Origin of the sequence: Kineosporia corallincola, from assembly GCF_018499875.1 — a bacterium.
In the GTDB taxonomy this organism is placed as follows: Bacteria; Actinomycetota; Actinomycetes; order Actinomycetales; family Kineosporiaceae; genus Kineosporia; species Kineosporia corallincola.
On the sequence record NZ_JAHBAY010000001.1, the window covers coordinates 195,639 to 220,157 of the forward strand.

Sequence of the window (24,519 nt, forward strand, 5' to 3'; positions counted from 1 at the left end):
GTCGCACGCGTCGTCGCGTAGATCGCATGGCCTCAGCCTAAGTGCGGTTCACGAAGGTCGCTAAGAGTTGGTATCTCCCGCCTGCGCGATTCAGGCGCTACTGTAGGCGGCGGTCGAACAGTTCGATGAGCAATGTCCTCTCCAGCTTCACGCCAAGAGGCCCGCACGTTGGACCATCCCGGACCGGCCCCTTCTCGGGGGGCGGGCTCGGCGAGCGTGAGACCCGGTTCGTGTGCAGTGCTCGAACCGCGCCGCAGTTACAGCAAGCAGGAGTAGGAATGGCTCAGGGAACCGTCAAGTGGTTCAACGCCGAAAAGGGTTATGGCTTCATCACCGTTGACGGTGGTGGCGCCGACGTCTTCGTGCACTGGTCGGCTATCCAGATGGACGGCTACCGTTCGCTCGACGAGGGTCAGCGGGTGGAGTTCGAGGTCGGTCAGGGCCAGAAGGGCCCGCAGGCCGAGGCCGTGCGCCCCGCTTCCTGATTCGTCTGCTGTAGGCCCCCGTCGCGGGCTTACGGCTTGACTTGTCACCGAGCCGTCCCCGGGTTCGATCCCGGGGGCGGCTTCGTGTGTTTGCGCAGTATTTACATTGCGGATATCGCTGTGAACAATTAGCACGGCGGCGGCCCGAAAGTGGAAGCCGATAAGCACCGCCAGTTCTTGAAGGCGCATGCAGATGTGTTCGCTCTTGACTCAATCCTGACGGGTGATTGTCCGGGGCAACCAAGTCATGAGCAAGAGTTGCTCGTCTTGTCGCCACCGTCGGGCCGAAATGCGGCGAGCGGTTAATTCTTCTCGGCATAAGACGCGATCGGCGCGGCCGCGAGCGGGATGTGAACGCCACGTTCACCGAGTACCAGTGAGGTGGCCTCGGCCCCGCTTTCCACCACGGCACTCACGACGGCTTCGGCCAGTGTTGCGGGAGCATGCACGATCACCTCGTCATGCTGGAAGAAGACCAATTCCGCGCGGCCGGACCCGGCCGACGGCATTGCGGCCAGCCGTCGCCGGAGACCGGCCACCAATGCATTGGCCCAGTCCGCCGCCGAGGCCTGGATGACGAAGTTGCGGGTGAAGCGGCCCCGGGCCCGGGACCGGGCGAGCGCCTTCTCGGGCGGCACGTCCTGCCAGGAGGACTCGGGCGGAGGGCAGGTGCGGCCGAGCACCGACCGCACGATGCCGCCGTTCTCGCCGGTGCGGGCAGCCCGCTCCAGCAGATCGAGGGCCTGCGGGAAGCGCCGCCGCAGGGCGCCCATGGCGGGGCTGTTGGCCCGGGCCCCGTACATCGCGGCGAGCAGCCCGATCTTGGCCTCCTGCCGGGCCTCCGGGCGGCCCAGCGCCTGCTGTGCCAGGGCGGTGTAGAGGTCGGGGTCGGCGGTGGCCGCGATCATGCCCCGGTCGCCGGACAGCGCGGCCAGGATGCGTGGCTCCAGCTGACCGGCGTCGGCGGCCACCAGAACCCAGCCCGGATCGGCCACCACACAGCCCCGCATCACCTTGGGGATCTGGAGCGCGCCGCCGCCCGAGGTGGCCCAGCGCCCGGTGACCACTCCGCCGGGCACGTACTCGGCGTGGAAGCGGCCCGCGCGCACCCACTGGTCCTGCCAGGCCCAGCCGTGCGCCACGTGCAGCCGGGACAGTTCCTTGTAGCGCAGCAGCGAAGTCACGGCCGGGTGATCGACCTGCTTCAGTTCCCAGGCCCGCGTGGTCTCCAGCACGACGCCCTGGCGCCGGAAGGCCCTCAGCACGTCGGCGGGCGAGTCCGGGTTCATCGGCTGCTGATCGGTGCCGCCCAGCAACCTGGACACCTCCTCGGCCAGCGCCTGGAGCAGACGCGGCCGGCCGTGGTGCTGGGGCCGGGGGCCGAGCAGGTCGGTGAGCACCCGGTCGTGGATGCGGGTGCTCCAGGGCAGACCGGCCCGGCCCATCTCGACCGCGGCCAGGCAGGCCGCCGACTCGGCGGCCACCAGCAGCGGGAAGCCCGGCTGCCCCGGGCGGATCCCGGCGATCCGCCGGGCCTGTGAGGCGTGTGACTCGCGCAGCCCGGCCAGGCCGGCCGGGGGCTGCGGCCGGCCGGGCTCCTCGTCGTTCTGCGCCGGATCGGCGGGCGCGTCGAACAGGGAGGTCTGCCGGGAGCGACCCCGGGGCGGCTCGTGGGCGACCGACTGCGGCGACGTGAACCGCTCACCGGCGTGGGTGCGGAGCAGGTTCTCCACGGCGGCCAGGTCGTGGCACCGCTCGACCCGCACCCCGGCCTCCAGCAGCACCGGGTACACCTCGGCCGTGCGCCACCAGACCCACCGCGGCCGGTCGTGTCGTTCCAGGTCGAGCGCCGTCGCGGCGAGATCGGCCGTCCACCGGACCGGTCCTGTCGGTGCGCCCGCCGCGTCCACCGGCTGCATCTCGAAACCCGGCCCCGAGGCGGCGATCAGAACGCGCTCGACACCGGATGCATCCCTGCTGGTCAAGCTGCTGTCACCCACGCCGCCATGGTGGCAGGCGGCACCGACAGTTCTGGTGCCGGAGGTTTGCACTCACCAGGGTCGAGTGCTAATCATTGGACTAGCACTCTCTACGTGAGAGTGACAGCTTTGCGAGTACGGCCAGGTGGTGAGGACGGGGCTGGGCGGGACAGGACCGCCGGGCGCCGCTCCGACCGTCGCGGGCACCTTCTGGCCACAAACCCACCCTACGTGGAGGGAACACCACACGATGGCCAAGATCATCGCGTTCGACGAGGAAGCCCGTCGCGGCCTCGAGCGGGGTATGAACCAGCTCGCCGACGCCGTGAAGGTGACCCTCGGGCCGAAGGGCCGCAACGTCGTTCTGGAGAAGAAGTGGGGAGCCCCCACGATCACCAACGACGGTGTGTCCATCGCCAAGGAGATCGAGCTCGAGGACCCCTACGAGAAGATCGGCGCCGAGCTGGTCAAGGAGGTCGCCAAGAAGACGGACGACGTCGCGGGTGACGGCACCACCACCGCCACCGTGCTCGCCCAGGCCCTGGTTCGCGAGGGTCTGCGCAACGTCGCCGCCGGCGCCAACCCGATGTCCCTGAAGAAGGGCATCGAGGCGGCCACCGCGGCTGTCAGCGAGGAGCTCCTCGCGCAGGCCAAGGAGGTCGAGACGAAGGAGCAGATCGCTGCCACCGCGTCCATCTCCGCCGCCGACCCGGCCATCGGCGAGCTCATCGCCGAGGCGATGGACAAGGTCGGCAAGGAAGGCGTCATCACCGTCGAGGAGAGCAACACCTTCGGGCTCGAGCTCGAGCTCACCGAGGGTATGCGCTTCGACAAGGGCTACATCTCCGGTTACTTCGTGACCGACCCGGAGCGGATGGAGGCCGTCCTCGACGACCCGTACATCCTCCTGGTCGAGGGCAAGATCAGCACGGTCAAGGACCTGCTGCCGCTGCTCGAGAAGGTCATCCAGAGCGGCAAGCCGCTCGCGATCATCGCCGAGGACGTGGACGGCGAGGCGCTGTCCACCCTGGTCGTGAACAAGATCAAGGGCACGTTCAAGTCGATCGCCGTCAAGGCGCCCGGCTTCGGCGACCGCCGCAAGGCCATGCTCCAGGACATCGCGATCCTGACCGGTGGCCAGGTCATCTCCGAGACGGTCGGCCTCAAGCTGGAGACCGCCGGTCTGGAGCTGCTGGGCCAGGCCCGCAAGGTCGTCATCACCAAGGACGAGACCACGATCGTCGAGGGCTCCGGCGACGCCGAGCAGATCGCCGGCCGGGTCACCCAGATCCGCAACGAGATCGAGAACAGCGACTCCGACTACGACCGCGAGAAGCTTCAGGAGCGCCTGGCCAAGCTGGCCGGCGGTGTTGCGGTGATCAAGGCCGGGGCTGCCACCGAGGTGGAGCTCAAGGAGCGCAAGCACCGCATCGAAGACGCCGTGCGTAACGCCAAGGCCGCTGTCGAGGAGGGCATCGTCGCCGGTGGTGGCGTCGCGCTGCTCCAGGCTTCGGTCAAGGCCTTCGAGAAGCTGTCGCTGACCGGCGACGAGGCCACGGGCGCCAACATCGTCAAGGTCGCCGTCGAGGCCCCGCTCAAGCAGATCGCGGTCAACGCCGGTCTCGAGGGTGGCGTCGTGGCGGAGAAGGTGCGCAACCTTCCGTCGGGCCACGGCCTGAACGCGGCCACCGGCGAGTACGTCGACCTGGTCGCCAAGGGCATCATCGACCCGGCCAAGGTCACGCGCTCGGCGCTCCAGAACGCCGCCAGCATCGCGGCGCTGTTCCTGACCACCGAGGCGGTCATCGCCGACAAGCCGGAGAAGGCGGCGGCCCCGGCCGGCGGCGCTCCGGACATGGGTGGCATGGACTTCTGAGTTCCACCGCACCGCGTGGGGCGGCTCTCCTTCGGGAGGGCCGCCCCTTCGGTTTTCTCGAGGGAGGACGTCTGTGGGCACCGCCGGGATCGTGCTCGCCGCCGGGGCAGGCACCCGGATGGGCCGGCCCAAGGGGCTGTGCACCGATGCGCACGGGGTGCCCTGGGTGCGGTTGGCCGTCGAGGCTCTGGTGGGCGGTGGGTGCTCGCCCGTGTTCGTGGTCACCGGGGCACAGTTCGAGGACGTCGCTCAGCTCGTTCCCGCTCCGGCGGTGCCGGTGCGTGCCGCCGACTGGGCCGAGGGGATGTCGGCCTCGCTGAGGCGTGGGCTGACCGCCGTGTCGGGTCTCGGCGATCCGTGTGATCCGCCGGATGCGGCGGTGGTCGCGCTGGTGGACATGCCCGACCTGACGGCGCCGGTGGTGCGGCGGTTGCTGGAGCACGGCACCGGGCCCGACGCACTGGCCCGCGCGGCCTACCGGGGCCGGCCTGGTCATCCGGTGCTGCTCGGGCGCGCGCACTGGCCCGGTGTACTGGCGTCCGCGCGGGGTGACGCCGGGGCCCGGCGGTATCTGCGGGGACGGGACGACGTGCTGCTGGTGGAGGCCGGGGACCTGGCCTCCGGCCTCGACCGGGACACCCCCTGACCGGGTGGCGGTCCGGCCGGGCATCCGCAGATGCGGGCGGAGACTCCGGTACGGCACGCAACCGAGGCCTCGGCCGGTGCTCGCTCCCACACCTGCTTACCCTGGTCCGGTGCCGACCGAGATAACCCGTGACCACAGCCGGATCACCCCACCCGCCCGGCAGGTGCTGCTGGCCGAGGTGACGGATCAGCCGCTCGACCTGGCAGCCCACGCCGAGCTGGTCGAGGGCGCGTCGTCCGGGGCCGTGGTCACGTTCGCCGGGGTGGTGCGCAACCACGACGGTGGGCGCGAGGTGACCGGACTGGAGTACGTCGGACATCCCACCGCGCAGGCGGTGCTGGAGCGGGTGGTGGCCGAGGTGACGGCCGCCGGTGACGCCGAGGCGGTCGCCGTCTCGCACCGCATCGGCACGCTCGCGATCGGCGACACGGCCCTGGCGGTGGCGGTGGCGGGGGCTCACCGGCAGGAGGCCTTCGAGATCGCCTCGCGCCTGGTGGACGAGGTCAAGGCGCAGCTGCCGATCTGGAAACGGCAGGTGCTGGCCGACGGCACCGACGAGTGGGTCGCCTGCCCCTGACCGCTTCTGCCGGAGGAGATTACGAGGAGGCCGAGCCGGTGGTCACGATGCCGGCCTCCTTGCTGCTGCGCTGGTACAGCAGCACCTGGTAGGTGCCCAGGTTCTCCACCCCGGTGACCCGGAAGTGGTCGTACAGCAGGCGTTCCTTCTCGGTCTCCGGCTCCTCGGCGGACTCGCCGAGCCGGGCGTTGCTGGTGACCACCCAGACCCGGGTGACCTTTCGCAGCGCCTTGGTGATGTCTTCGGTGGACTCCTCGACCCCGAACAGCGAGTCGGACTGCTCCCCGGTCTGCGCCAGGGCGATGTCGTCGACCCCGTCGAACGCCTGCGGATAGGCCAGCTTGACCACCCGCCGCGACGACGGCAGGAAGACCACCGCGTCGCCGGGCTGCGCGCCGTCCTCGATCGTCATGGCGACACCGCGCAGGTTCTCGGCATGCCCGCTGGCCTTGTAGCGGTAGACGCTCTGCATGTGCGCGCCGCCGAGGGCCAGCACCAGCAGCACCACCGCCAGGTATCGGGCCCGCAGCAGGGTGGCCAGCGAGGCCAGGGCCAGCGCCGTGCCGGGCACGGTGAAGAACACGTAGCGCCAGTCGTACAGGGGGTGCACCTGGGAGATCGTCCAGAGCACCACCGGCGGGACGACGGACCAGGTCAGGCCGAGCGCCAGCGCCGGGTTGTGGGTGCCCCGGCCGAGACCGGCGAAGGCCAGCACGACGAGCCCGAGCACGATCCAGCCGACCACGTACTGGGCCTCGAAGAAGCCGATCAGCCGGGCCAGGGCGGGCACCGGCAGCCAGGACACCTGGGCGCTCTGCTGAGAGGAGAACCACAGCAGCGGGCAGAGGGCCAGCACCGCCAGACCCGCGGACAGGTACCAGCGGCGGCGGACCCGCGGCGCCGAGGTGGCCAGCACGTAGCACAGGTGTGCGCTGATGATGGTGAGGCCGATGACGTTGAACAGGCCGAGCCCGGCCAGGCAGGCGATGTAGACCGCCCAGCGGGCGCGCAGCCAGGGCTTCCGGCAGACCCGGACCAGGGCCAGGGTGGCGGCCGTGGCCATCATCGCGACCAGCGCGTAGGGCCGGGCCTCCTGGGCGTAGCGGGAGGCCAGGGGCGCGATCACCCAGAGCAGGCCGGCGGCCAGGCCGACCCGGCCGGACCCCAGCTCGCGCCCCAGACGCACCAGCAGGACGCCGGTGATCACGGCGGCCACGACCGACAGCATGCGGATCAGGGCGAACGAGCCGGTGCTGCCGAACAGGGCGTGCGCCAGCAGGTAATAGGCGGCGTGCACCAGGTCGACGTGCCCGGTCAGATCGAGGATCTCGGTGGTGGGCCGGGCGATCACGTCACGGGTGACGGCCTCGTCCCACCAGGCACTGGCCCGGCCGACCCGCCAGCAGAACACGACGGCGCAGACCAGCGCGACCAGGGCCTCGGCGAACCAGGGCCGGGCGAGCAGGTCGTGGGTGCGGTTCTCGAGCCGGGCGAGTCGCTGTGGTCCGCCGGGACGACGCAGGACCTGGACGCCGCGGGAGCCGGGCGGGGTGGTGTCGAGCCGGGTCTCGGAAGCGGACGGGACGCGCCCGTCGGGTTCCCGGCCCGTCGTCTGCGTCACCGAACGATTTCTCCTGCTCCGACGTGATGGATCGATGCGGCATCGATCAACTCTGATCACGCACGGCGACATTGCCGCGGCGGCTGCCGATGGTCGCCCACGGCGGACAGCGTCTAGGCGGGGAGACCGTTCGGGCGCTGCGACACAGCGCGCCCTTGATCAGCGTACGTCAGGTCGGGCACGAGCACCCGCCGGAACGGTCACGGGAGGGCAACGGTCGGCTGGGAACTCCCTGAAGGCTCAACCCCCCGCAAATGGTGGGAGAACGTCCACGACGGCGCCGATCGGGACGATCCGGGAGCGGTCGCCGGCCACCTCGTCGATGAGGAAGGACGAGGCCTCGAGAACCCGTCGCAGTGCTGGTCCATGGCGTTCGGCGAGCTCCCCGGCCAGGTGGCCGAGGGGTGTCGGGCCGGTCACCGGCACCTGCTCGGACTCGATGCCGGAGGCCGCGCGGGCTCCGGCGAAGTAACGGATGGTGATCATGCTGCTCATGGTGTGCGTGGTGTCGGTCATGCCTTCCTCAGCCTCCGATCGCGCTCATCGGGCGGTCCGGCTGCACGAACGAGGCGTCGTTGATGCCGTGCCCGGCGGCCTTGCTCCACATCGCGCCCCGCCAGATCTCGGCCAGCCGGGTGTCGTCCGCCCCACCGCGCAGGGCCGCCCGCAGATCGGTCTCGTCCCGGGCGAACAGGCAGTTGCGGATCTGCCCGTCGGCCGTCAGCCGGGTGCGGTCGCAGTCACCGCAGAACGGCCGGGTGACCGAGGCGATGATGCCGACCCGGCCCAGCTCGCCCACCTGCCAGGTCTGCGCGGGCGAGGCGCCTCGGGCCCGGGGGTCGGTCGGGGTCAGCTCGAACTCCTCGGCCAGGGCGCGCTGGATGTCGTCGGCGGTGACCATGCCGGCCCGGTCCCAGGCTCCCTGCGCGTCGAGCGGCATCTGCTCGATGAACCGCAGCTCGTAGCCCTCGGCCAGGGCCCAGCGCACCAGCGGCACCGCCTCGTCGTCGTTCACCCCGGGCAGCAGCACCGTGTTCACCTTCACCGGTCCCAGCCCGGCGGCGGCCGCGGCGGCGAGCCCGGCCAGCACGTCGCGGTGCCGGTCCCGGCGGGTGATCTGGTGGAAGCGCTCCGGGTCGAGGGTGTCGAGCGAGACGTTGATCCGGGTGAGGCCGGCCGCGGCCAGGCCGCGGGCGCGCTTGTCCAGGCCCACGCCGTTGGTGGTGAGCGCGGTGACGGGAGCGCGGCCCGCCGTCGTCCTCAATTGGTGGGTGGCCTCGACGATGCGCTCCAGACCGCGGCGCAGCAACGGTTCGCCGCCGGTGAAGCGGACCTCGTCCACGCCCAGGTCGCGCACCGCGACGGTGATCAGCCGGATCAGTTCGTCGTCGCTGAGCACCTGCTCGTGCGGCAACCAGTCGAGGCCCTCGGGCGGCATGCAGTACCCGCAGCGCAGCGAGCACCGGTCGGTCAGGCTCACCCGCAGGTCGGTCGCGACCCGGCCATAGGTGTCGATGAGACGTGCATCGCCAGGGCGGTCCACGACCGGTTTCTGGCTGCGCGTTCTCGGTAGTCCGAGCATCACCGTTCCCACCTCGACAGCGTAGACAACCGGTGGGAACGGTGGGTCTGCGGTCGACCCCGGATCTGAGCGGCGGTTCTGACCAGGTCTTCCGTTCAGGTGTCTGATTCCGTCCCGGATGCCCCTCAGGTACCGCTCTCCCTGACTAACTGCTAACCTGAAGGTGAACAGAAGATGAACGAAGGGTGGCTAGAGAACTATGAAGCGTCTCTACGGTCTTGACTCGATCGACACCGCGTCGTCTACGGAATCGGCTTCCGCGGCGACCGGCATGTCGCTCCAGGGGCATCCGGAGTGGACCGCGGCGCCGTTGCGCCCGGTGGCCCACTGGGTGAAGCTGCCGAACGGCAAGGGTGGTCGCACGCTCAGCATGGTCTGGGAGGTCCCGAACCCCCTGCCGTCGTCCGCACGCTGACGGTCCGGTTCGCCGAGCACGACGACGTGATCGGGCCGTGCTGAGCGCCGCATCGGTCGAGAGGTCCCGTCCCGACTGATCCGGCCTCGCCGGCCCGGTTGTCCGCCACCGCGGGCACTCACTCCTCGGAGTGGCTGCCCGCGGTGGCTGTGTTTTGCCCACCGGCCAGTGACTCACACGAACCGCGGGTCATCCACAGGCGTGTGTTCTGTGGATCGTCGGGGACGGGTTCCGGCGAGGGCTGTCATGGTCGTTGTGCGTCGCCGGAGCGGTGGCGTCACGGTCGCCCCCACCCTCCCTCGAACGGTGGCTTCGAGGTGGGGGCGGTCCGTGAGTCCAGGTGCTGCAACGGATGTGGGGGAACGGTGCCCAGGATTCCCGGTGGACGGCGCGTGAGGGCCGCGCCGGTCGCCGTCCGGAACTCCCCGTGCCGGCTCGGCGCGGGCCGGCACGGGGCCAAAAGCGCAGGGCCCCCGGCGAACTCGGAAGTTCGCCGGGGGCCCTGTCGGAAAAGGCTGCTCGGATCAGCCTTTCCGCGCTGGCGGCCGAGGGGGGCAGCCGCCGGAACCGCCGGTCCCTGGTGGGGGACGGGGACCGACGGTGGATCGGAGGTGCTGGTGGATCAGTTGGCGCTGGCCGGGCGGGTGGTCAGGGTGACCTTCACGTCCTGGCTCTTACCATCCCTGACGATCGTGAGGGTCACTTCAGTTCCCGCGGAACGCTCACGAACCTGCGCCATCAGGGATTCGGCGCCGTTCACGTACTCGCCGTCGACGGCGATGACGGTGTCGCCCTTCTTCAGGCCGGCGTCCTCGGCCGGGGAGTCGGCCACGACCTCCTCCACCGCGGCGCCGTCGCGCTGGGCGCTGTCCACGCTGACGGTGGTGTCGCTCAGCGAGATACCGAGCCACGGGTGCTCGGCGCTGCCGTTCTTGATCAGCTGGTTGGTGATGTCCTTCACCTGGTCCACCGGGATCGCGAAGCCCAGGCCGATGCTGCCGGACTGGCTGCTGCTCTCCTGGCCGAAGCTGCTGCTCGCGCTGAGCGTGGCGATGGAGGAGTTGATGCCGATCAGCTCGCCCTGCGCGTTCACCAGGGCGCCACCGCTGTTACCGGGGTTCACGGCGGCGTCGGTCTGGATCGCGTTGGTGACCACCGTGTCGCTGGAGCTGGCCGACGACGAGGTCTCCGACGAGCTGGTGGTGACCGGGCGGTCGACGGCGCTGACGATGCCGGTGGTGACGGTGCCGGCCAGGCCCAGCGGGTTGCCGACGGCCATCACCGAGTCGCCGACCTCGACGTCGTCGGTGCTGCCCAGGGTGGCCGGGGTCAGGTCGTCCGGCGGGTTCTCCAGCTGGATCACGGCCAGGTCGGTGGCGGAGTCGGTGCCGACCACCTTGGCGCTGTACTTGCGGCCGTCGTTCAGCACGACCTCGATCGTGGTGGCGCCGGAGACGACGTGGTTGTTGGTGACGATGCGGCCGTCGGTGTCGAGAATGACGCCGGAGCCCTCACCCTCGGACTGGTCGGCGGTGACCTGCACCGACACCACGCTGGGCTCGACCGCGGCGGCGACCGACTTCCAGTCCGGGTTCTGTGAGGTGCTGCCGGTGACCGGTGCCTCCACGGTGGAGTCGCTGCTCTGCGAGGTGGTGGCCAGAGCGCTGGTGGAGTCGTCGTCCTGCGTGGCGAGCACCACGGCACCGGCCGTGAGCAGGCTGGCGATCAGCGCCGCGCCGAGGCCGGTGGCGATCATGCCGCGCCAGCCCGGCTGTCCCAGCGGCTTGCGCTTCTTGCCGGTCGGCGGCACCGGCGGCTGGCCGTCGCTGCCGAAACCGGCCTGCGGCAGCGGGCCGCTCGGGTGGCCGGAGTCGGTGCCGGGAGCGGTGGTGGTGCCGGTGCTCGGGTAGGCCGTGAGCGTCTGCGGGCCGCCGGTCGAGCCGGAGGCGGCCGGGGTGTACCCGGTCGAGCCGGAGACGGCGGGGGTGTAGCCGGTCTGCCCGTACTGCGGCGCACCCTGGGGAGAACCCTGCGGGCGGGCGTACGGGTTCTGGCCGTAGGGCGCCTGCGGCTGGGTCTGCCCGTAGGGCGCCTGGCCGTAGGCCTGGGGGTTCTGCGTGCCGTACGGCTGCTGCGGGGCGCCGTACTGCTGGCCCGGCTGCTGGCCGTGCTGCTGCTGAGCGGCGGCCTGGCCGTGCTGACCATGCTGCTGGGCCTGGCCCTGGCCGTACGGAGCCTGCGCGGGCTGCGTCCCGGTGTGGGCCGCAGAGCTGCTGGGCTGGCCGGCCTGGTCCTGTGCGGCGAATCCCTGGCCCGCGGCGCTCTGGCCGGCGAAGCCCTGGCTCGCCGGAGCCTGGCTACTCGGAGCCTGGCCACTCGCGGCCTGGGCCGGGTGGCTCTGGGCGTCGGTGGTCGGCTGCGCCTGCGTCGCGCCGTAGGACTGACCGGCCGGCATCGCCGCGGTCGGAGCCTGGGTCTCGCTGTTCGGGCCGGCCGGAGCGGAAGCCTGCGCAGCCGGCGTCTGGTCGGTCGCGGACGAGTCGTCACCGGGGCGGCGGGCCCAGGCGAAACCGTTCTCGTCGTGGTTGTTCGTGGTCTGCGTCATTGTTCTCACCCTCGTGGCCAGCTTGCTGACGGGAACCAGTTCAAGCCCTGCCCCTCGGCGTTCGCTGCACCACGTCTGTGAGAAGCCTGAGAACCGGGGTGCCCGGGCGGAGAGCAACCGGTCAAAACGCGTGATGCCCCGGCCGGTGACCGGGGCATCGTCGTGCAGAACGCAAGCGTTCTAGGCGTCCAGCACGCTGTTCATTCAGCGGAGGACGTGGTGGCCGACACCGTGATCGGACGGCCGTTGGCGTCGAGACGCGTGCGACGGGGGTTGGCGACGGACGTACGAGGAGCCTCGGTGTCGTCACGGTCCGGGGTGGTCGCTTTGTGGATCATCTGCCCTCCTCAGCAAAGGGTTGTAGGCCGGTACGTCTTCCGGTTACCAGGCTCACGCTTTTCTGTGACCGCCTGGTTTCGATCCAGGTAACGCTGGATCTCGACCGGAAAATGCCCGGGATCAACGGGGAACACGCTGTACGGACAAGTGTATCTCCGCAGGCCAGGCTGTACAGGTCAATCTGACGAGATCACCCTGTGGTTGGCGTCACGCTTTTGGTGGAGCTTTCCGGCGCTTTCGGAAATACCCAGGAGCTGCGGTTGCGACCAGAGTGAAAAAGCAATAGAGAACCGGCCGCCCGAGGTAGGTCATTCGGGCGGCCGGTTACTGACAGTCAGTGCAGATGTGCTCAGGAAGACGGGCTGGCACTGGGTGACGGGTTGTCGTTGTCCAGGTCGTCAGGCGTGTCGGGGTCGTCGGGCCCTTCGGACAGACCGGTGTCGGAGAGCGGAAGTTCCACCCGGAAGGTGGCACCGCCGCCCGGCGTCGCGGTCACGCCGACCCGGCCACCGTGCGAGCTGATCACGGCCGCGACGATCGACAGGCCGAGGCCGGAGCCCCCGCCCTGGTGCCGGGCCCGGGAGGCGTCCACCCGGTAGAACCGCTCGAACACCTTGCTCGCGTGCTCGTGGGTCAGGCCCTCACCGTGGTCGCGCACCTCCAGCACGGCGACGTTCTGCTGCCGGCCCACGGCCACCTCGATCGGGGTGCCCGCCGGGGTGTGCCGCACGGCGTTGGCGACCAGATTGGCCACCACCTGCCGCAGCCGGTTGTCGTCACCGATCACCACGGCCGGCTCGGGGCCGTGGCCCTCGGTCAGGCCGACCAGACGCACCTGACGGTCGGGGGCCAGACCCCGGGCGTCGTGGCTGGCGTCGCCCGCCAGCACGGCCAGGTCGACCGGTTCGCTGCGTGCGGGCCGCTGCTCGTCGAGCCGGGCCAGCAGCAGCAGGTCTTCCACCAGCGTTCCCATGCGCCGGGACTCGTCCTCGATCCGGCTCATCGTGCGGGCGATGTCTTCCGGTTCGGAGACGGCCCCCTGCCGGTAGAGCTCGGCGAAGCCACGGATCGAGGCCAGCGGCGTCCTCAGTTCGTGTGACGCGTCGGCGGCGAAGCGACGGGTGCGCTGCTCGGACGCCTCGCGGGAGCGGAACGCGCTCTCGATCTGGGCCAGCATGCCGTTCAGCGAGTGGGTGAGCCGGCCGACCTCGGTGGTCGGCGGGTGCGCGGGGACGCGACGGGACAGGTCGCCCGCGGCGATCGCGGCGGCCGTCTCCTCCACCTCGGTGAGCGGGCGGAACGAGCGGCGGATCACCAGCCAGCCCAGGCCGGCGAAGATCGTGGTGACCATGATGCCGAACATCAGGATCAGGATGCGCAGACGGTTCACCGCGTCGTCGATGTCGTCGAGCGGGAGCGCGATCTGCACGCTGCCGGTCTGGCCGGTGAGCTCGTTGCCCCAGCTGGCCGCGATCACGCGCCACTGGGTGTCGCCGGTGACCGAGCCGACCGAGAAGATCTCCTGCTCAAGGTCGTTCGCCTGCTCGGCGGTGAGGTTGGTGAGGGCGGGCTCCGCGCGGTTCGCGGGCGAGCGCATCTCCGGGGTGCCACTGCCGTTGTCGTACGACAGGGAGAGCGCGGCGGACGACAGGCCCCAGTCCTCACGACTCAGGCTGCTGCTCAGCTGGCCCTGGCTGGCGGCCTGGCTGAGCTTGGCCAGGCTCTGGTTGAGCTGCGAGTCGACCTTGTCGACCAGGTAGCTCTTCAGCACGTACTGGCTGGCGAAACCGGTCAGGGCCAGCCCGGAGACCAGCAGCACGACCATGATGCCGACCAGACGGGCCCGCAACGGGGCCTGGTTCCAGCGGGCGCGGGCGCGGACGAGCACGCGGGGCTGCCGGCGGCGCTCGACCGTGGGCGCCGGGAAGGCACTGCTCTGGATGGAGGTCATGAGTGATCAGCCCTGGGGTGGCAGGCGCAGGACGTAGCCGACACCGCGCTTGGTGTGGATCAGCGGTGGCTCGACGTCGTCGATCTTGCGGCGCAGGTAGGAGATGTAGGACTCGACGATCCCGGCCTCACCGTTGAAGTCGTAGGCCCAGACGTGGTCGAGGATCTGCGCCTTCGACAGCACCCGGTTCGGGTTCAGCATCAGGTAGCGCAGCAGTTTGAACTCGGTGGGGGACAGCTCGATGAGTCGGCCACCGCGGCGGACCTCGTGCGAGTCCTCGTCGAGTTCGAGATCGTGGAAGACCAGCCGGCCGCTGGCGGCGTCGGTGGCCACCCCGGTGCGGCGCAGCACGGCGCGGATCCGGGCCACCACCTCCTCGAGGCTGAACGGCTTGGTGACGTAGTCGTCGCCGCCCACCGTGAGGCCGGTGACCTTGTCGCCCGTTTCGTCACGGGCGGTGAGGAAGACGACCGGGATGTCGCGGCCCCGCTCGCGCAGTTTGCGGGTGACGGTGAACCCGTCCATGTCCGGCATCATCACGTCGAGCACCACCAGGTCGGGTCGGTGCTGCTCGGCGAGTGCGAGCGCCTGGGCGCCGTCACCGGCACCCACGACGTCGAAACCGGCGAACCTCAGACTGGTCGTCAGGAGTTCGCGAATGTTCGGTTCGTCGTCGACGACCAGCAACTTCGCCTCAAAGGTCTTCTCAGCCACGGCGATAGCGTGCACCCGGAGTCTGGGAAGTTCCTGGACGCCAGCCGTCAAGGCGCGTCGGGGATACCGGGCTCGTGCGGGTCAGGGGCGGCGCAGAATCCCGATGATCCGGGCCAGTTCCTTGCGGTCGCTCTCGTCCAGCCGGTCGAAGAACTGGTCCGCCTCGGCCGCCCGGGCCCGGCGCACGGCAGCCGCGACCTCCTCGCCCTGACTGCTCAGTGTCACCAGAACGGCTCTGCGGTCGGCCGGGTCGGGAGATCGTGCGACCAGTCCGCGCTCCTCCAGCGCGTCCACCACCTCGGTGCCGGAGCGGGGGGCGATGCGCAGGTGGTTCGACAGTTCGCTGATCCGCATCGGGCCGTGCCGGGTGAGCACCCCGACGGCCCGGGCCTGGGCCGGAGTGACCCCCAGAGGACTGACGCTCTCGTGGCTGCGGTGACGCAGGCGGCGTGAGACCGCCCAGAACGCCTCGGCCAGCGTCTCGTCGTCCTCTGTCGTGTTCACCGGAATACGGTAACCGAACATACGCTTGGAGCCTCATAGTGAGGTAACCTCACTAAAAAGTCCCCCAGTCCGGAGGTAGCTCTTGCCAAGGCCCCCAGAAGTCGGTCCCGCCCAGCGGGCAGCCGAGAAGGCGCAGGCCAAGGACGTTTCCCTGCGTCGCGTCGGCGCCCTGTTCACCGCCCACCGCAGGCCGCTCGCCGTGGTGGTCGCGATCATCGTGGCGTCGTCGATCGTCGCCATGGCGTCCCCGTTCCTGCTGCGCGAGGTCATCGACGTCGCGATCCCGGACCAGGACGTGCCCCTGCTGGTCTGGCTGGTCGCCGGCATGGTCGGCGTGGCCGTGCTGACCAGCGTGCTCGGCGTGGTGCAGACCTGGATCAGCACCCGCGTCGGTCAGGAGGTGATGCACCGGCTGCGCACCGACGTGTTCACGCACCTCCAGCGCCAGTCCGTCGCCTTCTTCACCCGCACCCGCACCGGCGAGGTGCAGTCCCGCATCACCAACGACATCGGCGGCATGCAGAGCGTGGTCACCTCGACCGCCACCTCGATCGCCTCCAACCTCACCACCGCGGTCGCCACGGCCGTCGCGATGATCGCGCTCTCCTGGAAGCTCTCGCTGATCTCGCTCGTCGTGATGCCGCCCGCGATCTACCTCAGCCGCCGGGTGGCCGCCCTGCGCCGGGTCATCACCATGCAGCGTCAGCGCGCCCTGGCCGACCTGAACGTGACCATCGAGGAAGGACTTTCGGTCAGCGGGGTGCAGCTGAGCAAGACCCTGGGCACCGGTTCCGCGCTGATCGACCGGTTCACCGCCACCTCGGAACGGCTCATCGACCTGCAACTGCGTTCCGACCTGGCCGGTCGCTGGCGGATGGCCTCGATGAGCGTGATCTTCGCGGCGATCCCGGCCGCCATCTACCTGAGCGCCGGGCTGCCGGCGACCGCCGGCGGCATGACCATCGGCACCCTGGTCGCCTTCACCTCGTTGCAGCAGAGCCTGTTCCGGCCGCTGACCAGCCTGCTCAACGTCGGGGTCTCGATCACCTCCTCGCTCGCGCTGTTCGCCCGCATCTTCGAGTACCTCGACCTTCCGGTGGAGGTGGACGAGCCCGCCGAGCCGGTGGCCGTGGACCCGTCCTCGATCCGGGGGGACGTGCGGATCGAAGACGTCACGTTCACCTATCCGGGCAACGACACGGCCGCCCTGGCCGGGATCGACCTCACCGTCCCGGCCGGGACCACGCTGGCCCTGGTCGGTGAAACGGGTTCTGGCAAGAGCACTCTGGGCTCTCTGGTGGCCCGGCTGGCCGATCCGGACGCGGGCCGGGTGACGATCGACGGCATCGACCTGCGCCGGTTCGCCCTGGCCGACCTGGCCCGGGTCGTCGGTGTGGTCAGTCAGGAGACCTACCTGCTGCACACCACCGTGCGGGAGAACCTGCGCTACACCCGGCCCGACGCCACCGACCGGCAGATCGAGGACGCCGCCCGCGCCGCCCAGGTGCACGACCTGATCGCCTCGCTGCCCGACGGTTACGACACGATGGTGGGCTCGCGGGGGCACCGGTTCTCCGGCGGGGAGAAGCAGCGCCTGGCGATCGCCCGCACCCTGCTGCGCGATCCACGGGTGCTGGTGCTCGACGAGGCGACCAGTGCCCTGGACACCGCCACCGAGCGGGCCGTGCAGCAGGCATTTGACGAGCTGGCCCGGGGCCGCACCACGATCACCATCGCCCACCGCCTGTCCACGGTGCGCGACGCCGACCAGATCGCGGTGCTCGACCACGGGCGGATCGTCGAGACCGGGACGCACGAAAGCCTTCTGGAGAACGACGGGCGTTACGCCGCCCTCAGCGTGTGATGCGCGGGGCCGGTCAACCCCGGAGGGCGTGAACCGGATCACCTGGAAGTGTGGTCGTGGCGTGACGCATCTCGCGCGCCGTCGGGTGATTCATTCAGGACGCTGAGCACACTGATCGCCCCGATGGCGATCGTGCTGACCACCGACGCCGAGGTGGACATGTGGATCCCGAACTTCGCCGTGTTCGGCGCGATCGGCCTGCTCTGCCTGGTGTTCACCCTGATCTGGGTGCCGGAGACGAAGGGCAAGTCGCTGGAGCGGATCGAGCAGGAGCTGCGGGCGAGGGTCGCGACCTGAGGACGCGGGCCCCCGCCCGGTGCCTCAGACCTCCGGCTTCTGGGCCCCGATGTCCTCGGCGTCGACGATGCGGTAGGCATAGCCCTGCTCGGCCAGGAATCGCTGCCGGTGCGCGGCGAAGTCCTGGTCGAGCGTGTCCCGGGAGATGACGGCGTAGAACCGGGCGCCCTTTCCGTCTTTCTTCGGGCGCAGCAGGCGGCCCAGGCGCTGGGCCTCTTCCTGGCGCGACCCGAACGACCCCGAGACCTGGATCGCCACACTGGCCTCGGGCAGGTCGATGGAGAAGTTCGCGACCTTGCTGACGACCAGGGTGGAGATCTCGCCGGAACGGAATGCGTCGAACAGTCGCTGCCGCTCGGTCACCGACGTCTCACCCTTGAGAACCGGTGCGTCGAGCCGGTTCCCGATGTCGTCGAGCTGGTCCAGGTACTGCCCGATGACCAGGATCTGCTCGCCGTCGTGCTGCCGCACCAGCTGCTCGACCACCTTGGTCTTCATGTCGCTGGTGGCGCACAGCCGGTAGCGCTCCTCCGGCTCGGCGGTGGCGTAGAGCAGACGCTCGCGCTCGGGCAGCGTCACCCGCACCTCCACGCAGTCGGCCGGCGCGATGTAGCCCTGCGCCTCGATGTCTTTCCACGGCGCGTCATAGCGTTTCGGGCCGATCAGGCTGAACACGTCGCCCTCCCGGCCGTCCTCGCGCACCAGCGTCGCGGTCAGGCCGAGCCGGCGGCGGGCCTGGAGCGAGGCGGTCATCCGGAACACCGGGGCGGGCAGCAGGTGCACCTCGTCGTACACGATCAGGCCCCAGTCCCGGGCGTCGAACAGGTCGAGATGGGCGTACGCGCCCTTACGTTTCGTCGTCATCACCTGATAGGTGGCGATGGTGACCGGGCGGATCTCCTTGCGGGTGCCGGAGTACTCGCCGATCTCGTCCTCCGTCAGCGTGGTGCGGGCGATCAGCTCGTCACGCCACTGCCGGGCCGAGACCGTGTTGGTCACCAGAATCAGCGTGGTGGTGCCGGATTTCGCCATCGCGGCAGCGCCCACCAGGGTCTTGCCGGCGCCGCAGGGCAGCACCACCACGCCGGAGCCGCCGTGCCAGAAACCGTCCACCGCCTCGGCCTGGTAGGGCCGCAGCTCCCAGCCGTCCGGGGCCAGGTCGATCGGGTGCTTCTCGCCGTTGACGTAACCGGCCAGGTCTTCCGCCGGCCAGCCCAGCTTCAGCAGCACCTGCTTGAGGTTGCCGCGCTCGCTCGGGTGCACCAGCACGTCGGTCTCGCCCAGCCGCTCGCCGACCAGCGGGACGACCTTCTTGCTGCGCAGCACCTCCTCGAGCACCGGCACGTCCAGGCCACGCAGCACCAGGTTCGGGCCGTCCTTGACCAGCTGGAGACGCCCGTAGCGGGCCATCGTCTCGGCCACGTCGACCAGCAGGGCGTGCGGCACCGGGTAGCGGGAGTACTCCAGCAGGACGTCGACCACCTGCTCGGCGTCGTGGCCGGCCGCCCGGGCGTTCCACAGGCCCAGCGGGGTGAGCCGGTAGGTGTGCACGTGCTCCGGGGCGCGTTCCAGCTCGGCGAACGGGGCGATCGCCCGGCGGCAGGCCGCCGCCTGGTCGTGGTCGATCTCCAGCAGCAGCGTCTTGTCGCTCTGGACGATCAGTGGTCCGTCAGTCACGGAAAAGAGTCTCCCTCATCACCTCGGGCACCGGACAAGAGCTCAACCAGCTTCGGGAGCCGTTTCATCCGTGGCCGCCACCGCGATCACCCGGTGCACCGAATAGCCGCGCACCCGGCCGCTGGCCACCTCCAGCGCCCGGATCCGCCCGCCCTCCACGGCCAGCGGCTCGATGATCTGCCGCACGGCCTTACCGGCGTCCTCCAGGTAACCGATCCACAGAGGACGACGAAGGGCCGCGGCCTCGCGCAGCACCGCGATCGCCCCCGCCGGGTCCATCGGCACCAGCGGCGGGGGTTCCGCGCCGCCCCGGGCGACCGGGCGGCGGACGTTCTGCTCCACCGCGCGCATCGCCCGCACGGCCGTGCGCAGGGCCTCGGCGCTCGCGGTCGGCGGCGGCTGGCGCCGCGCCACCGGTGAGGCGGCGGCCCGGGCCCGGCGCGGCGGCACGGCGTGCACCAGCAGGTCGCCGTCCGGGGACTCGGCCGCCGGGGCCAGGCCCATCTCCCGCAGCGCGGCCAGCACCAGGTCGGGCGGGGCGCCCGCGGCGAGCACCGTCGGGGCCAGCCGTCGCAGCCGCAGCGCGGCCGCGCGGCGGTCCGCCAGAACCTCGGTGAGCAGCGTCTCGTCGTCCGCACGCAGGTAGGCCGAGGCGACGCCGACCCGCAACCGGCCGTAACGCCGTGCGCTGTCGGTGATCAGGTACTCCAGCGGCTGCGGAACCGGGGTGCGGCTGTGCGCACCGAGCCAGCGGATCAGGTCCTCACCGGTGCGCCCGGCGTCCAGCGCCCGGCGCACCGAGGCTGGGGTGATCCGGAAGACCGAGGCCCCGCCCCGGCTCTCCACCTCGGCCATCAGCAGCAGCTCGCGCTCGGTCGCGGCGGGCAGCCGGCCGGGCGCCACCACGCTCAGGTCGGCCTGGAGCAGCACGTGGTCGACCGGCTCGGGCAGCGTGCCGTCGAGCAGGCCGGCGGCCGGCCGGGCGCCGTCGACGCGCCGGGCGGTCTGCGCCGTGGTCGGTTCCGGGCCGCTGCCGGTGCCGTAACCGGGCGCGCCGTCGGCCGATTCGATCAGCGACCGGCCGAACGACGAGATCGCGCCCAGCCCGGTCAGGCCCAGCCAGGCGGCCTCGGTCAGCGCCCAGCGCACCAGCTCGGGCTGCGACGCCGAGCCGCGCCGCGGGGCGGTCCAGACCAGCCGCTCCACCAGGCCGGAACCGTTCGGGTCGGCCAGGGCACCCACCGTGCCCTCGGGGTGCCGGGCGGTCTCGGCCGCGAGATCGGTGAGCACGTGCTGCCGCACGATGCGGGCCTGCGGGCGTTCCACCCCCGGACCGAGCGCCGACACCGGCGAGTCCTTCGGGCCGCGGGAGCCGACCAGGGCGGCCGCTCGCGGCGTGTCCCACCAGGCGAGCGCCAGCCGGACCCAGCGCTCGCCGATGCTCCCGGCCAGCCAGGTGTCGAACTCCGCGGTGGGCAGCCACGACGGGTCGGCCTCACCGTCGTCGGCGATCAGGCCGGCGGCCAGGGCGATCTCGACCAGCAGCGCCGCGGTGGCCTCGTCCAGGTCGAGAGCGGTGGCGGTGCGCCGCAGATCGCGCACGCTGAGCCCACCGGCCCGCAGCAGCGGGGGCGGGTCGGCGCCCCAGAGCGTGCCGAGTGCCTCGGCCAGCCGCACCGCCTCGGCCGCGGCCAGCCCGGCGGTGTCGTCGGCCTGCGTGTTCTTACGCTCCCGCAGCTCCAGTGGTGGCGGGGTCTGCTCGGGGCGGCGGTGCACCCTGCCCCCGCGCAGGGCGAGGCCGATCTCGCGGGGGAGCACCACGTGTCCCGGGTCGGCGACGGCGAGCAGGCCGTGGGCCAGCAGCCACTCCACCGGGGATCCCGCGGTGCCGGCCCGCACCGCGCGGTCGGCGTCCGGCACCTGGCCCACGGGCGGGCCCCAGACCAGCCGTTCCAGCACCTGCGCCGCGGGCTGCGGGGCCTTCTCCAGCAGGGCGGCGACGATCGCCGGGTCGCCCAGGTGCCCGGCCAGCCGGGCCAGGGCGGTGTCCGGGTCTCCGGAGGGTGGCAGGCCGAGGTCTTCCATCACCTCGGCCAGACGTTGCGGCGAACGCCGGCCCAGGGCCTCGGCCAGCGGCGGGCCGAGACCGGCCGGGTGCGGGCCGAGGCTCTCCCGGGCCGCGCGCACCAGGTGCAGGGAGCGGGCTCCGCCCCAGACCAGGCCGAGGCCGCGCAGTTCGGCCAGCGGCCCGCTGACCGGTGCGCCCCAGCGGCGGCTGAGCTCACCCGACGACACCGGCTCCGGGCTGACGGCCATCACCTCGAGAACCTGGAGCGTGCGGGCGTCCAGGCCGTCGACGGCCCGCTGCACCGACAGCCGGGTGACCGCGGCGGTGGCCAGGCCGCCCAGGTCGGCCGGGGGCGGGACGGTCAGGTCGGGCCGCTGCTCCAGCAGGGAAACCAGAGCCTCGTCGTCCCAGCTGCGCAGTTCGTCGGCCAGGCTGCGCACAGGGGTCGGGGGCACGCCCCCACGGTAATCGCACCGGTGCGTCGATGGTGCCCGGTGATCACGCGTTCCGGGCATCGGCGGCGGCTCAAGAACATCTCAAGAAGCGGTATGCCCGATCTGTGGGGATGCTCGATCAAGAAGGTCGTCCGGGTCGTCCGGGCGCGTCTGAAGAAGGAGGACGCATGGTTACGGCGATCGTCATCATCGTCTTGCTGGCGTTGCTGCTGCTCGGGTTGTTCGCCTTCCAGAAGGCCCGGAAGAACGCAGAACTCCAGCAGCGCCGGTCGGAGCTGAAGGACCGGTTCGGGCCGGAGTACGAGCGCTACCTGTCGGGCTCGGACAACCGGGCGAAGGCCGAGCGCAAGCTGGCCGCCATCGCCGACCGACGTGACAAGCTGTCGATCCGGGACCTGACGAACGAGGAGAAGGCCCGCTACGGCACCCGCTGGTCGGCCGCCCAGGCCCGGTTCGTGGACGAGCCGCCCGCCGCGGTGGACGACGCGGACACGCTGATCACCCAGGTGATGAAGGAACGCGGCTACCCGATGGACGACTTCGGCGCCCGCTCCGACATGATCATGGTCGACCACCCGGAGATCGTGCAGTACTACCGCAGTGCGCACGAGTCGCACGAGCGTCACCGGGCCTCGGGGAAGCTGGAGACCGAGGACCTGCGGCAGGCGTTCATGCACTACCGCAAGCTGTTCCACGCCCTGGTGGGCACGCCCGAGCCGGTGCAGACCACCCGGCCGCTGCCGGCCGGCAAGCACTCCGGGGCGCCGGGCCGGCCGGAGACCCCGCGGGACACCCAGCCGATGACGTCGGGCCCTCGTGACTCGCGCGAGTCGCGCGACACCCGGGTTCCGGGGGCGCGGTCCGGTGAGCTCGACCGCGAGGACGACGGACGACGCACGCCCGTGACCGATCGCCGTCCGCCGGTCGACCCGACCCGTTCCGGGCCGGTGCAGGACCGCGTGGTGGCGGGCCGGGCGGATGACGCCCCGGCCACCGGGCGCAGCCCGCAGGAGACCCGATGAGCAGCGGCGAGCGGACGACCGGCGACGGGCAGACGGCCGGCGACGAGGCCACCTCGGCCACCCGGCGGGCCGAGCAGACCGCCCGGGCCGAGCGGGACCGGGCCGAGCGGGACCGGATCGAGCGGGACCGGATCGAGAACCAGGCCGAGAACTCGGTCGGGAAACTGGCCGAGAACCCGGCTGGGGACGATCCGGAGGGCACGCGCCGGACCTGGCCCGGTCCGTCCGCGGCCAGTTCGGTGGGTCAGGCGGGTGCTGACCGCACCGCCTGGGCCGGCCCGACGGGTGTTCCGGCGAACGGCCCGGGGAGTGATCCGGCTGTCGGCCCGGCGGGAGGTGCCGTGCGGGAGGACCAGGCCTCGCGGCCGATCCCGGTCGGCGGTACGGCCGGTACCTCGACCGGTCGTGCCGCAGGTGCCGCCACCGGTGCGCCGGGCAGTGCATCGCCGGTGACCGGGGAGGACGAGGTGTACCGCCCCGCCGACCGCCACGACCCCTCGGTGCGCGAGAACTTCGCGCACGACGACGCGGACCGCCGGAGCGGGACCCTGACCCCGGCTCCGGCACCCGTCGCCACCGAGGAAGACACCCGGACGTCTCCCACGGCGTCACCGGTTCCGTCCCCCGGCGCGTCTCCCGCGGCGTCCCCCCTTGCCTCTTCGGCACCGGTGCACCGGGTGAGCCGGGCAGACAAGGTGGACGGTTCCGAGAAGCGCGGCCGGGACACCGACACCGACGGTTCCGACGACGGTTCCGTCGACGGTGACGAGCGGGGCGACGTCTCGCCGGTCACCCCGATCAGCAGCGGCCGTCGTCGTTCCGGGGCCGCGGCCGACGCGGTGTCCGGGCACACCGGGCTGACCGGCGACGACGAATGGCGCGAGCTCCAGACCAAGTTCGTCGACGATCCGCAGGCCACGGTGGCCGGGGCCGCCGGACTGCTGGAGCGGGACCTGGCCGGACTGCGCTCGCAGCTGGCCGCCGGCTCGACCGAGGATCTGCGCAACGCGTTCAAGCGCTACCGGGGTCTGCACGAGTCGCTGCGCTGACCTGCTTTCGAACCATGGACGACGAGGAGCCCGTCAAGGGCTCCTCGTCGTCCGTCGTTGTGCCCAAGGGCCCTAAACTGGGCATCGTGCCAACTGGACAGCTGGTGGTCGGCTTCGACCTCGACATGACCCTGGTGGACTCGGCCGACGGCATCGTGGCCACCCTGGCACTGGCGCACCGGCAGGTCACCGGCGGTCTGTCCGACGTCGTCGTGGACCGCGAACGCGCCTGGCCGCTCATGGGTTACCCGCTCGACCGGATCATCGGTGAACTGATGCCCGGGGTCGACGTCGACGTGGTGGCCGACACCTATCGCTCGCTCTACCCCACCACCGGGTTGTCGCGGAACCGGCTGTTGCCCGGCGTGCACGAGGCGTTCGCCGCCATCCGCGAGGCGGGTGGCCGGGTGCTGGTGATCTCGGCGAAGTCCGAGCCGGGTGTGCACTCCGTGCTCGAGGCGCTCGGCCTGCTCGACGACAAGCACCGGCCCGACCTGATCGCGGGCGGCCGGTTCGGCAGCGCCAAGGGCGAACTGCTGATCACCGAGGGTGCCTCGGTCTACGTCGGCGACCACATCGGTGACGTCACGGCGGCCCAGGTGGCGGGCGCGACCAGCGTCGCGGTGAGCACCGGGCCGCAGACCGCGGCCGAGCTGACGGCGGCCGGCGCGGACGTGGTTCTCGACGATCTTCTCGGATTCCCGCGATGGCTTTCGGCACATCTGCACGGATTAAGCCGTTCGCACGTCGGCAACTGACGGCTAACCTTGAGGAAACGACAGATCGTGAGCAA

21 protein-coding genes are annotated in these 24,519 nt (G+C 71.2%); 10 read left to right on the top strand and 11 right to left on the bottom strand.

Going from position 1 to position 24,519, the window contains the following annotated elements:
- Positions 1 to 278 precede the first annotated feature (278 nt).
- Entirely contained in the window at positions 279 to 485 is a 207-nt protein-coding gene (locus tag KIH74_RS00890; protein WP_214153400.1) for a cold-shock protein, read from the top strand.
- 302 nt (positions 486 to 787) lie between these two features.
- Here KIH74_RS00890 and KIH74_RS00895 read toward each other — a convergent pair whose 3' ends face one another.
- Positions 788 to 2,485 carry a bifunctional 3'-5' exonuclease/DNA polymerase gene (locus KIH74_RS00895; RefSeq protein WP_214153407.1) on the bottom strand — a complete coding sequence of 566 codons (1,698 nt, stop codon included), beginning with the start codon at positions 2,483 to 2,485 and terminating at the stop codon, positions 788 to 790.
- A gap of 229 nt (positions 2,486 to 2,714) precedes the next feature.
- On the opposite strand from KIH74_RS00895, the gene groL reads away from it, so the two are divergent.
- The 3 genes from groL to KIH74_RS00910 all read left to right on the top strand — a co-directional run bounded on the left by groL (position 2,715) and on the right by KIH74_RS00910 (position 5,563).
- Positions 2,715 to 4,340 carry a chaperonin GroEL gene (groL, locus tag KIH74_RS00900; protein WP_214153409.1) on the top strand — a complete coding sequence of 542 codons (1,626 nt, stop codon included), beginning with the start codon at positions 2,715 to 2,717 and terminating at the stop codon, positions 4,338 to 4,340.
- Positions 4,341 to 4,413: 73 nt separating this feature from the next.
- Positions 4,414 to 4,986, top strand: a complete 573-nt coding sequence (locus KIH74_RS00905; RefSeq protein WP_214153410.1) for a nucleotidyltransferase family protein — start codon at positions 4,414 to 4,416, stop codon at positions 4,984 to 4,986.
- 109 nt (positions 4,987 to 5,095) lie between these two features.
- Positions 5,096 to 5,563 carry a molybdenum cofactor biosynthesis protein MoaE gene (locus KIH74_RS00910; protein WP_308113489.1) on the top strand — a complete coding sequence of 156 codons (468 nt, stop codon included), beginning with the start codon at positions 5,096 to 5,098 and terminating at the stop codon, positions 5,561 to 5,563.
- A gap of 19 nt (positions 5,564 to 5,582) precedes the next feature.
- Here KIH74_RS00910 and KIH74_RS00915 read toward each other — a convergent pair whose 3' ends face one another.
- The 3 genes from KIH74_RS00915 to moaA form a co-directional block, all read right to left on the bottom strand.
- Positions 5,583 to 7,184 carry a glycosyltransferase family 39 protein gene (locus KIH74_RS00915; protein ID WP_214153412.1) on the bottom strand — a complete coding sequence of 534 codons (1,602 nt, stop codon included), beginning with the start codon at positions 7,182 to 7,184 and terminating at the stop codon, positions 5,583 to 5,585.
- 240 nt (positions 7,185 to 7,424) lie between these two features.
- Entirely contained in the window at positions 7,425 to 7,700 is a 276-nt protein-coding gene (locus KIH74_RS00920) for a MoaD/ThiS family protein (protein ID WP_214153414.1), read from the bottom strand.
- Positions 7,701 to 7,707: 7 nt separating this feature from the next.
- Positions 7,708 to 8,778, bottom strand: a complete 1,071-nt coding sequence (gene moaA, locus KIH74_RS00925) for a GTP 3',8-cyclase MoaA (protein ID WP_214153415.1) — start codon at positions 8,776 to 8,778, stop codon at positions 7,708 to 7,710.
- Positions 8,779 to 8,965: 187 nt separating this feature from the next.
- On the opposite strand from moaA, the gene KIH74_RS00930 reads away from it, so the two are divergent.
- Positions 8,966 to 9,181, top strand: a complete 216-nt coding sequence (locus KIH74_RS00930) for a hypothetical protein (protein WP_214153417.1) — start codon at positions 8,966 to 8,968, stop codon at positions 9,179 to 9,181.
- Positions 9,182 to 9,803: 622 nt separating this feature from the next.
- On the opposite strand, the gene KIH74_RS00935 is transcribed toward KIH74_RS00930, so the two are convergent.
- The 5 genes from KIH74_RS00935 to KIH74_RS37400 form a co-directional block, all read right to left on the bottom strand.
- Positions 9,804 to 11,786 carry a S1C family serine protease gene (locus KIH74_RS00935; protein ID WP_214153419.1) on the bottom strand — a complete coding sequence of 661 codons (1,983 nt, stop codon included), beginning with the start codon at positions 11,784 to 11,786 and terminating at the stop codon, positions 9,804 to 9,806.
- Positions 11,787 to 11,986: 200 nt separating this feature from the next.
- Positions 11,987 to 12,124 carry a hypothetical protein gene (locus KIH74_RS00940; RefSeq protein ID WP_214153421.1) on the bottom strand — a complete coding sequence of 46 codons (138 nt, stop codon included), beginning with the start codon at positions 12,122 to 12,124 and terminating at the stop codon, positions 11,987 to 11,989.
- 350 nt (positions 12,125 to 12,474) lie between these two features.
- Positions 12,475 to 14,076: a sensor histidine kinase gene (locus KIH74_RS00945; RefSeq protein WP_214153423.1), complete on the bottom strand. Its 1,602-nt coding sequence runs from the start codon at positions 14,074 to 14,076 to the stop codon at positions 12,475 to 12,477.
- Between the two features lie 6 nt (positions 14,077 to 14,082).
- The gene (locus KIH74_RS00950) at positions 14,083 to 14,790 is read right to left on the bottom strand and encodes a response regulator transcription factor (RefSeq protein ID WP_308113491.1); all 708 of its coding nucleotides are present in this window, start codon (positions 14,788 to 14,790) and stop codon (positions 14,083 to 14,085) included.
- An 81-nt stretch (positions 14,791 to 14,871) separates the two neighbouring features.
- On the bottom strand, positions 14,872 to 15,294 hold the full coding sequence (locus tag KIH74_RS37400) for a MarR family winged helix-turn-helix transcriptional regulator (RefSeq protein WP_214153427.1): 423 nt from the start codon (positions 15,292 to 15,294) through the stop codon (positions 14,872 to 14,874).
- 82 nt (positions 15,295 to 15,376) lie between these two features.
- On the opposite strand from KIH74_RS37400, the gene KIH74_RS00960 reads away from it, so the two are divergent.
- Both KIH74_RS00960 and KIH74_RS00965 read left to right on the top strand, forming a co-directional pair.
- Positions 15,377 to 17,158 carry an ABC transporter ATP-binding protein gene (locus KIH74_RS00960; RefSeq protein WP_281417573.1) on the top strand — a complete coding sequence of 594 codons (1,782 nt, stop codon included), beginning with the start codon at positions 15,377 to 15,379 and terminating at the stop codon, positions 17,156 to 17,158.
- Between the two features lie 123 nt (positions 17,159 to 17,281).
- Positions 17,282 to 17,455: an MFS transporter gene (locus tag KIH74_RS00965; RefSeq protein ID WP_214153429.1), complete on the top strand. Its 174-nt coding sequence runs from the start codon at positions 17,282 to 17,284 to the stop codon at positions 17,453 to 17,455.
- Between the two features lie 24 nt (positions 17,456 to 17,479).
- Here the strand turns inward: KIH74_RS00965 and KIH74_RS00970 are convergent, their stop codons facing one another.
- Together KIH74_RS00970 and KIH74_RS00975 are read right to left on the bottom strand one after the other, a co-directional pair.
- On the bottom strand, positions 17,480 to 19,132 hold the full coding sequence (locus KIH74_RS00970; protein WP_214153430.1) for a DNA repair helicase XPB: 1,653 nt from the start codon (positions 19,130 to 19,132) through the stop codon (positions 17,480 to 17,482).
- A 42-nt stretch (positions 19,133 to 19,174) separates the two neighbouring features.
- Complete coding sequence (locus tag KIH74_RS00975; RefSeq protein WP_214153431.1) at positions 19,175 to 21,655, bottom strand: helicase-associated domain-containing protein; 2,481 nt, start codon at positions 21,653 to 21,655, stop codon at positions 19,175 to 19,177.
- A gap of 167 nt (positions 21,656 to 21,822) precedes the next feature.
- On the opposite strand from KIH74_RS00975, the gene KIH74_RS00980 reads away from it, so the two are divergent.
- The 3 genes from KIH74_RS00980 to KIH74_RS00990 all read left to right on the top strand — a co-directional run bounded on the left by KIH74_RS00980 (position 21,823) and on the right by KIH74_RS00990 (position 24,484).
- Positions 21,823 to 22,677 carry a hypothetical protein gene (locus KIH74_RS00980; RefSeq protein WP_214153432.1) on the top strand — a complete coding sequence of 285 codons (855 nt, stop codon included), beginning with the start codon at positions 21,823 to 21,825 and terminating at the stop codon, positions 22,675 to 22,677.
- Positions 22,674 to 23,726, top strand: a complete 1,053-nt coding sequence (locus KIH74_RS00985; RefSeq protein ID WP_214153433.1) for a hypothetical protein — start codon at positions 22,674 to 22,676, stop codon at positions 23,724 to 23,726. Before KIH74_RS00980 ends, KIH74_RS00985 begins: the two co-directional genes overlap by 4 nt.
- Positions 23,727 to 23,812: 86 nt before the next feature.
- Entirely contained in the window at positions 23,813 to 24,484 is a 672-nt protein-coding gene (locus KIH74_RS00990) for an HAD family hydrolase (RefSeq protein ID WP_214153434.1), read from the top strand.
- The last annotated feature ends 35 nt before the right edge of the window (positions 24,485 to 24,519 follow it).

Coding starts and splice junctions, on each gene's coding strand:
- KIH74_RS00890 (WP_214153400.1), top strand. CDS start 279: ATGGCTCAGGGAACCGTCAAGTGGTTCAACGCCGAAAAGGGTTATGGC.
- groL (WP_214153409.1), top strand. CDS start 2,715: ATGGCCAAGATCATCGCGTTCGACGAGGAAGCCCGTCGCGGCCTCGAG.
- KIH74_RS00920 (WP_214153414.1), bottom strand. CDS start 7,700: ATGACCGACACCACGCACACCATGAGCAGCATGATCACCATCCGTTAC.
- KIH74_RS00930 (WP_214153417.1), top strand. CDS start 8,966: ATGAAGCGTCTCTACGGTCTTGACTCGATCGACACCGCGTCGTCTACG.
- KIH74_RS00935 (WP_214153419.1), bottom strand. CDS start 11,786: ATGACGCAGACCACGAACAACCACGACGAGAACGGTTTCGCCTGGGCC.
- KIH74_RS00940 (WP_214153421.1), bottom strand. CDS start 12,124: ATGATCCACAAAGCGACCACCCCGGACCGTGACGACACCGAGGCTCCT.
- KIH74_RS00945 (WP_214153423.1), bottom strand. CDS start 14,076: ATGACCTCCATCCAGAGCAGTGCCTTCCCGGCGCCCACGGTCGAGCGC.
- KIH74_RS00965 (WP_214153429.1), top strand. CDS start 17,282: ATGGCGATCGTGCTGACCACCGACGCCGAGGTGGACATGTGGATCCCG.
- KIH74_RS00980 (WP_214153432.1), top strand. CDS start 21,823: ATGGTTACGGCGATCGTCATCATCGTCTTGCTGGCGTTGCTGCTGCTC.
- KIH74_RS00985 (WP_214153433.1), top strand. CDS start 22,674: ATGAGCAGCGGCGAGCGGACGACCGGCGACGGGCAGACGGCCGGCGAC.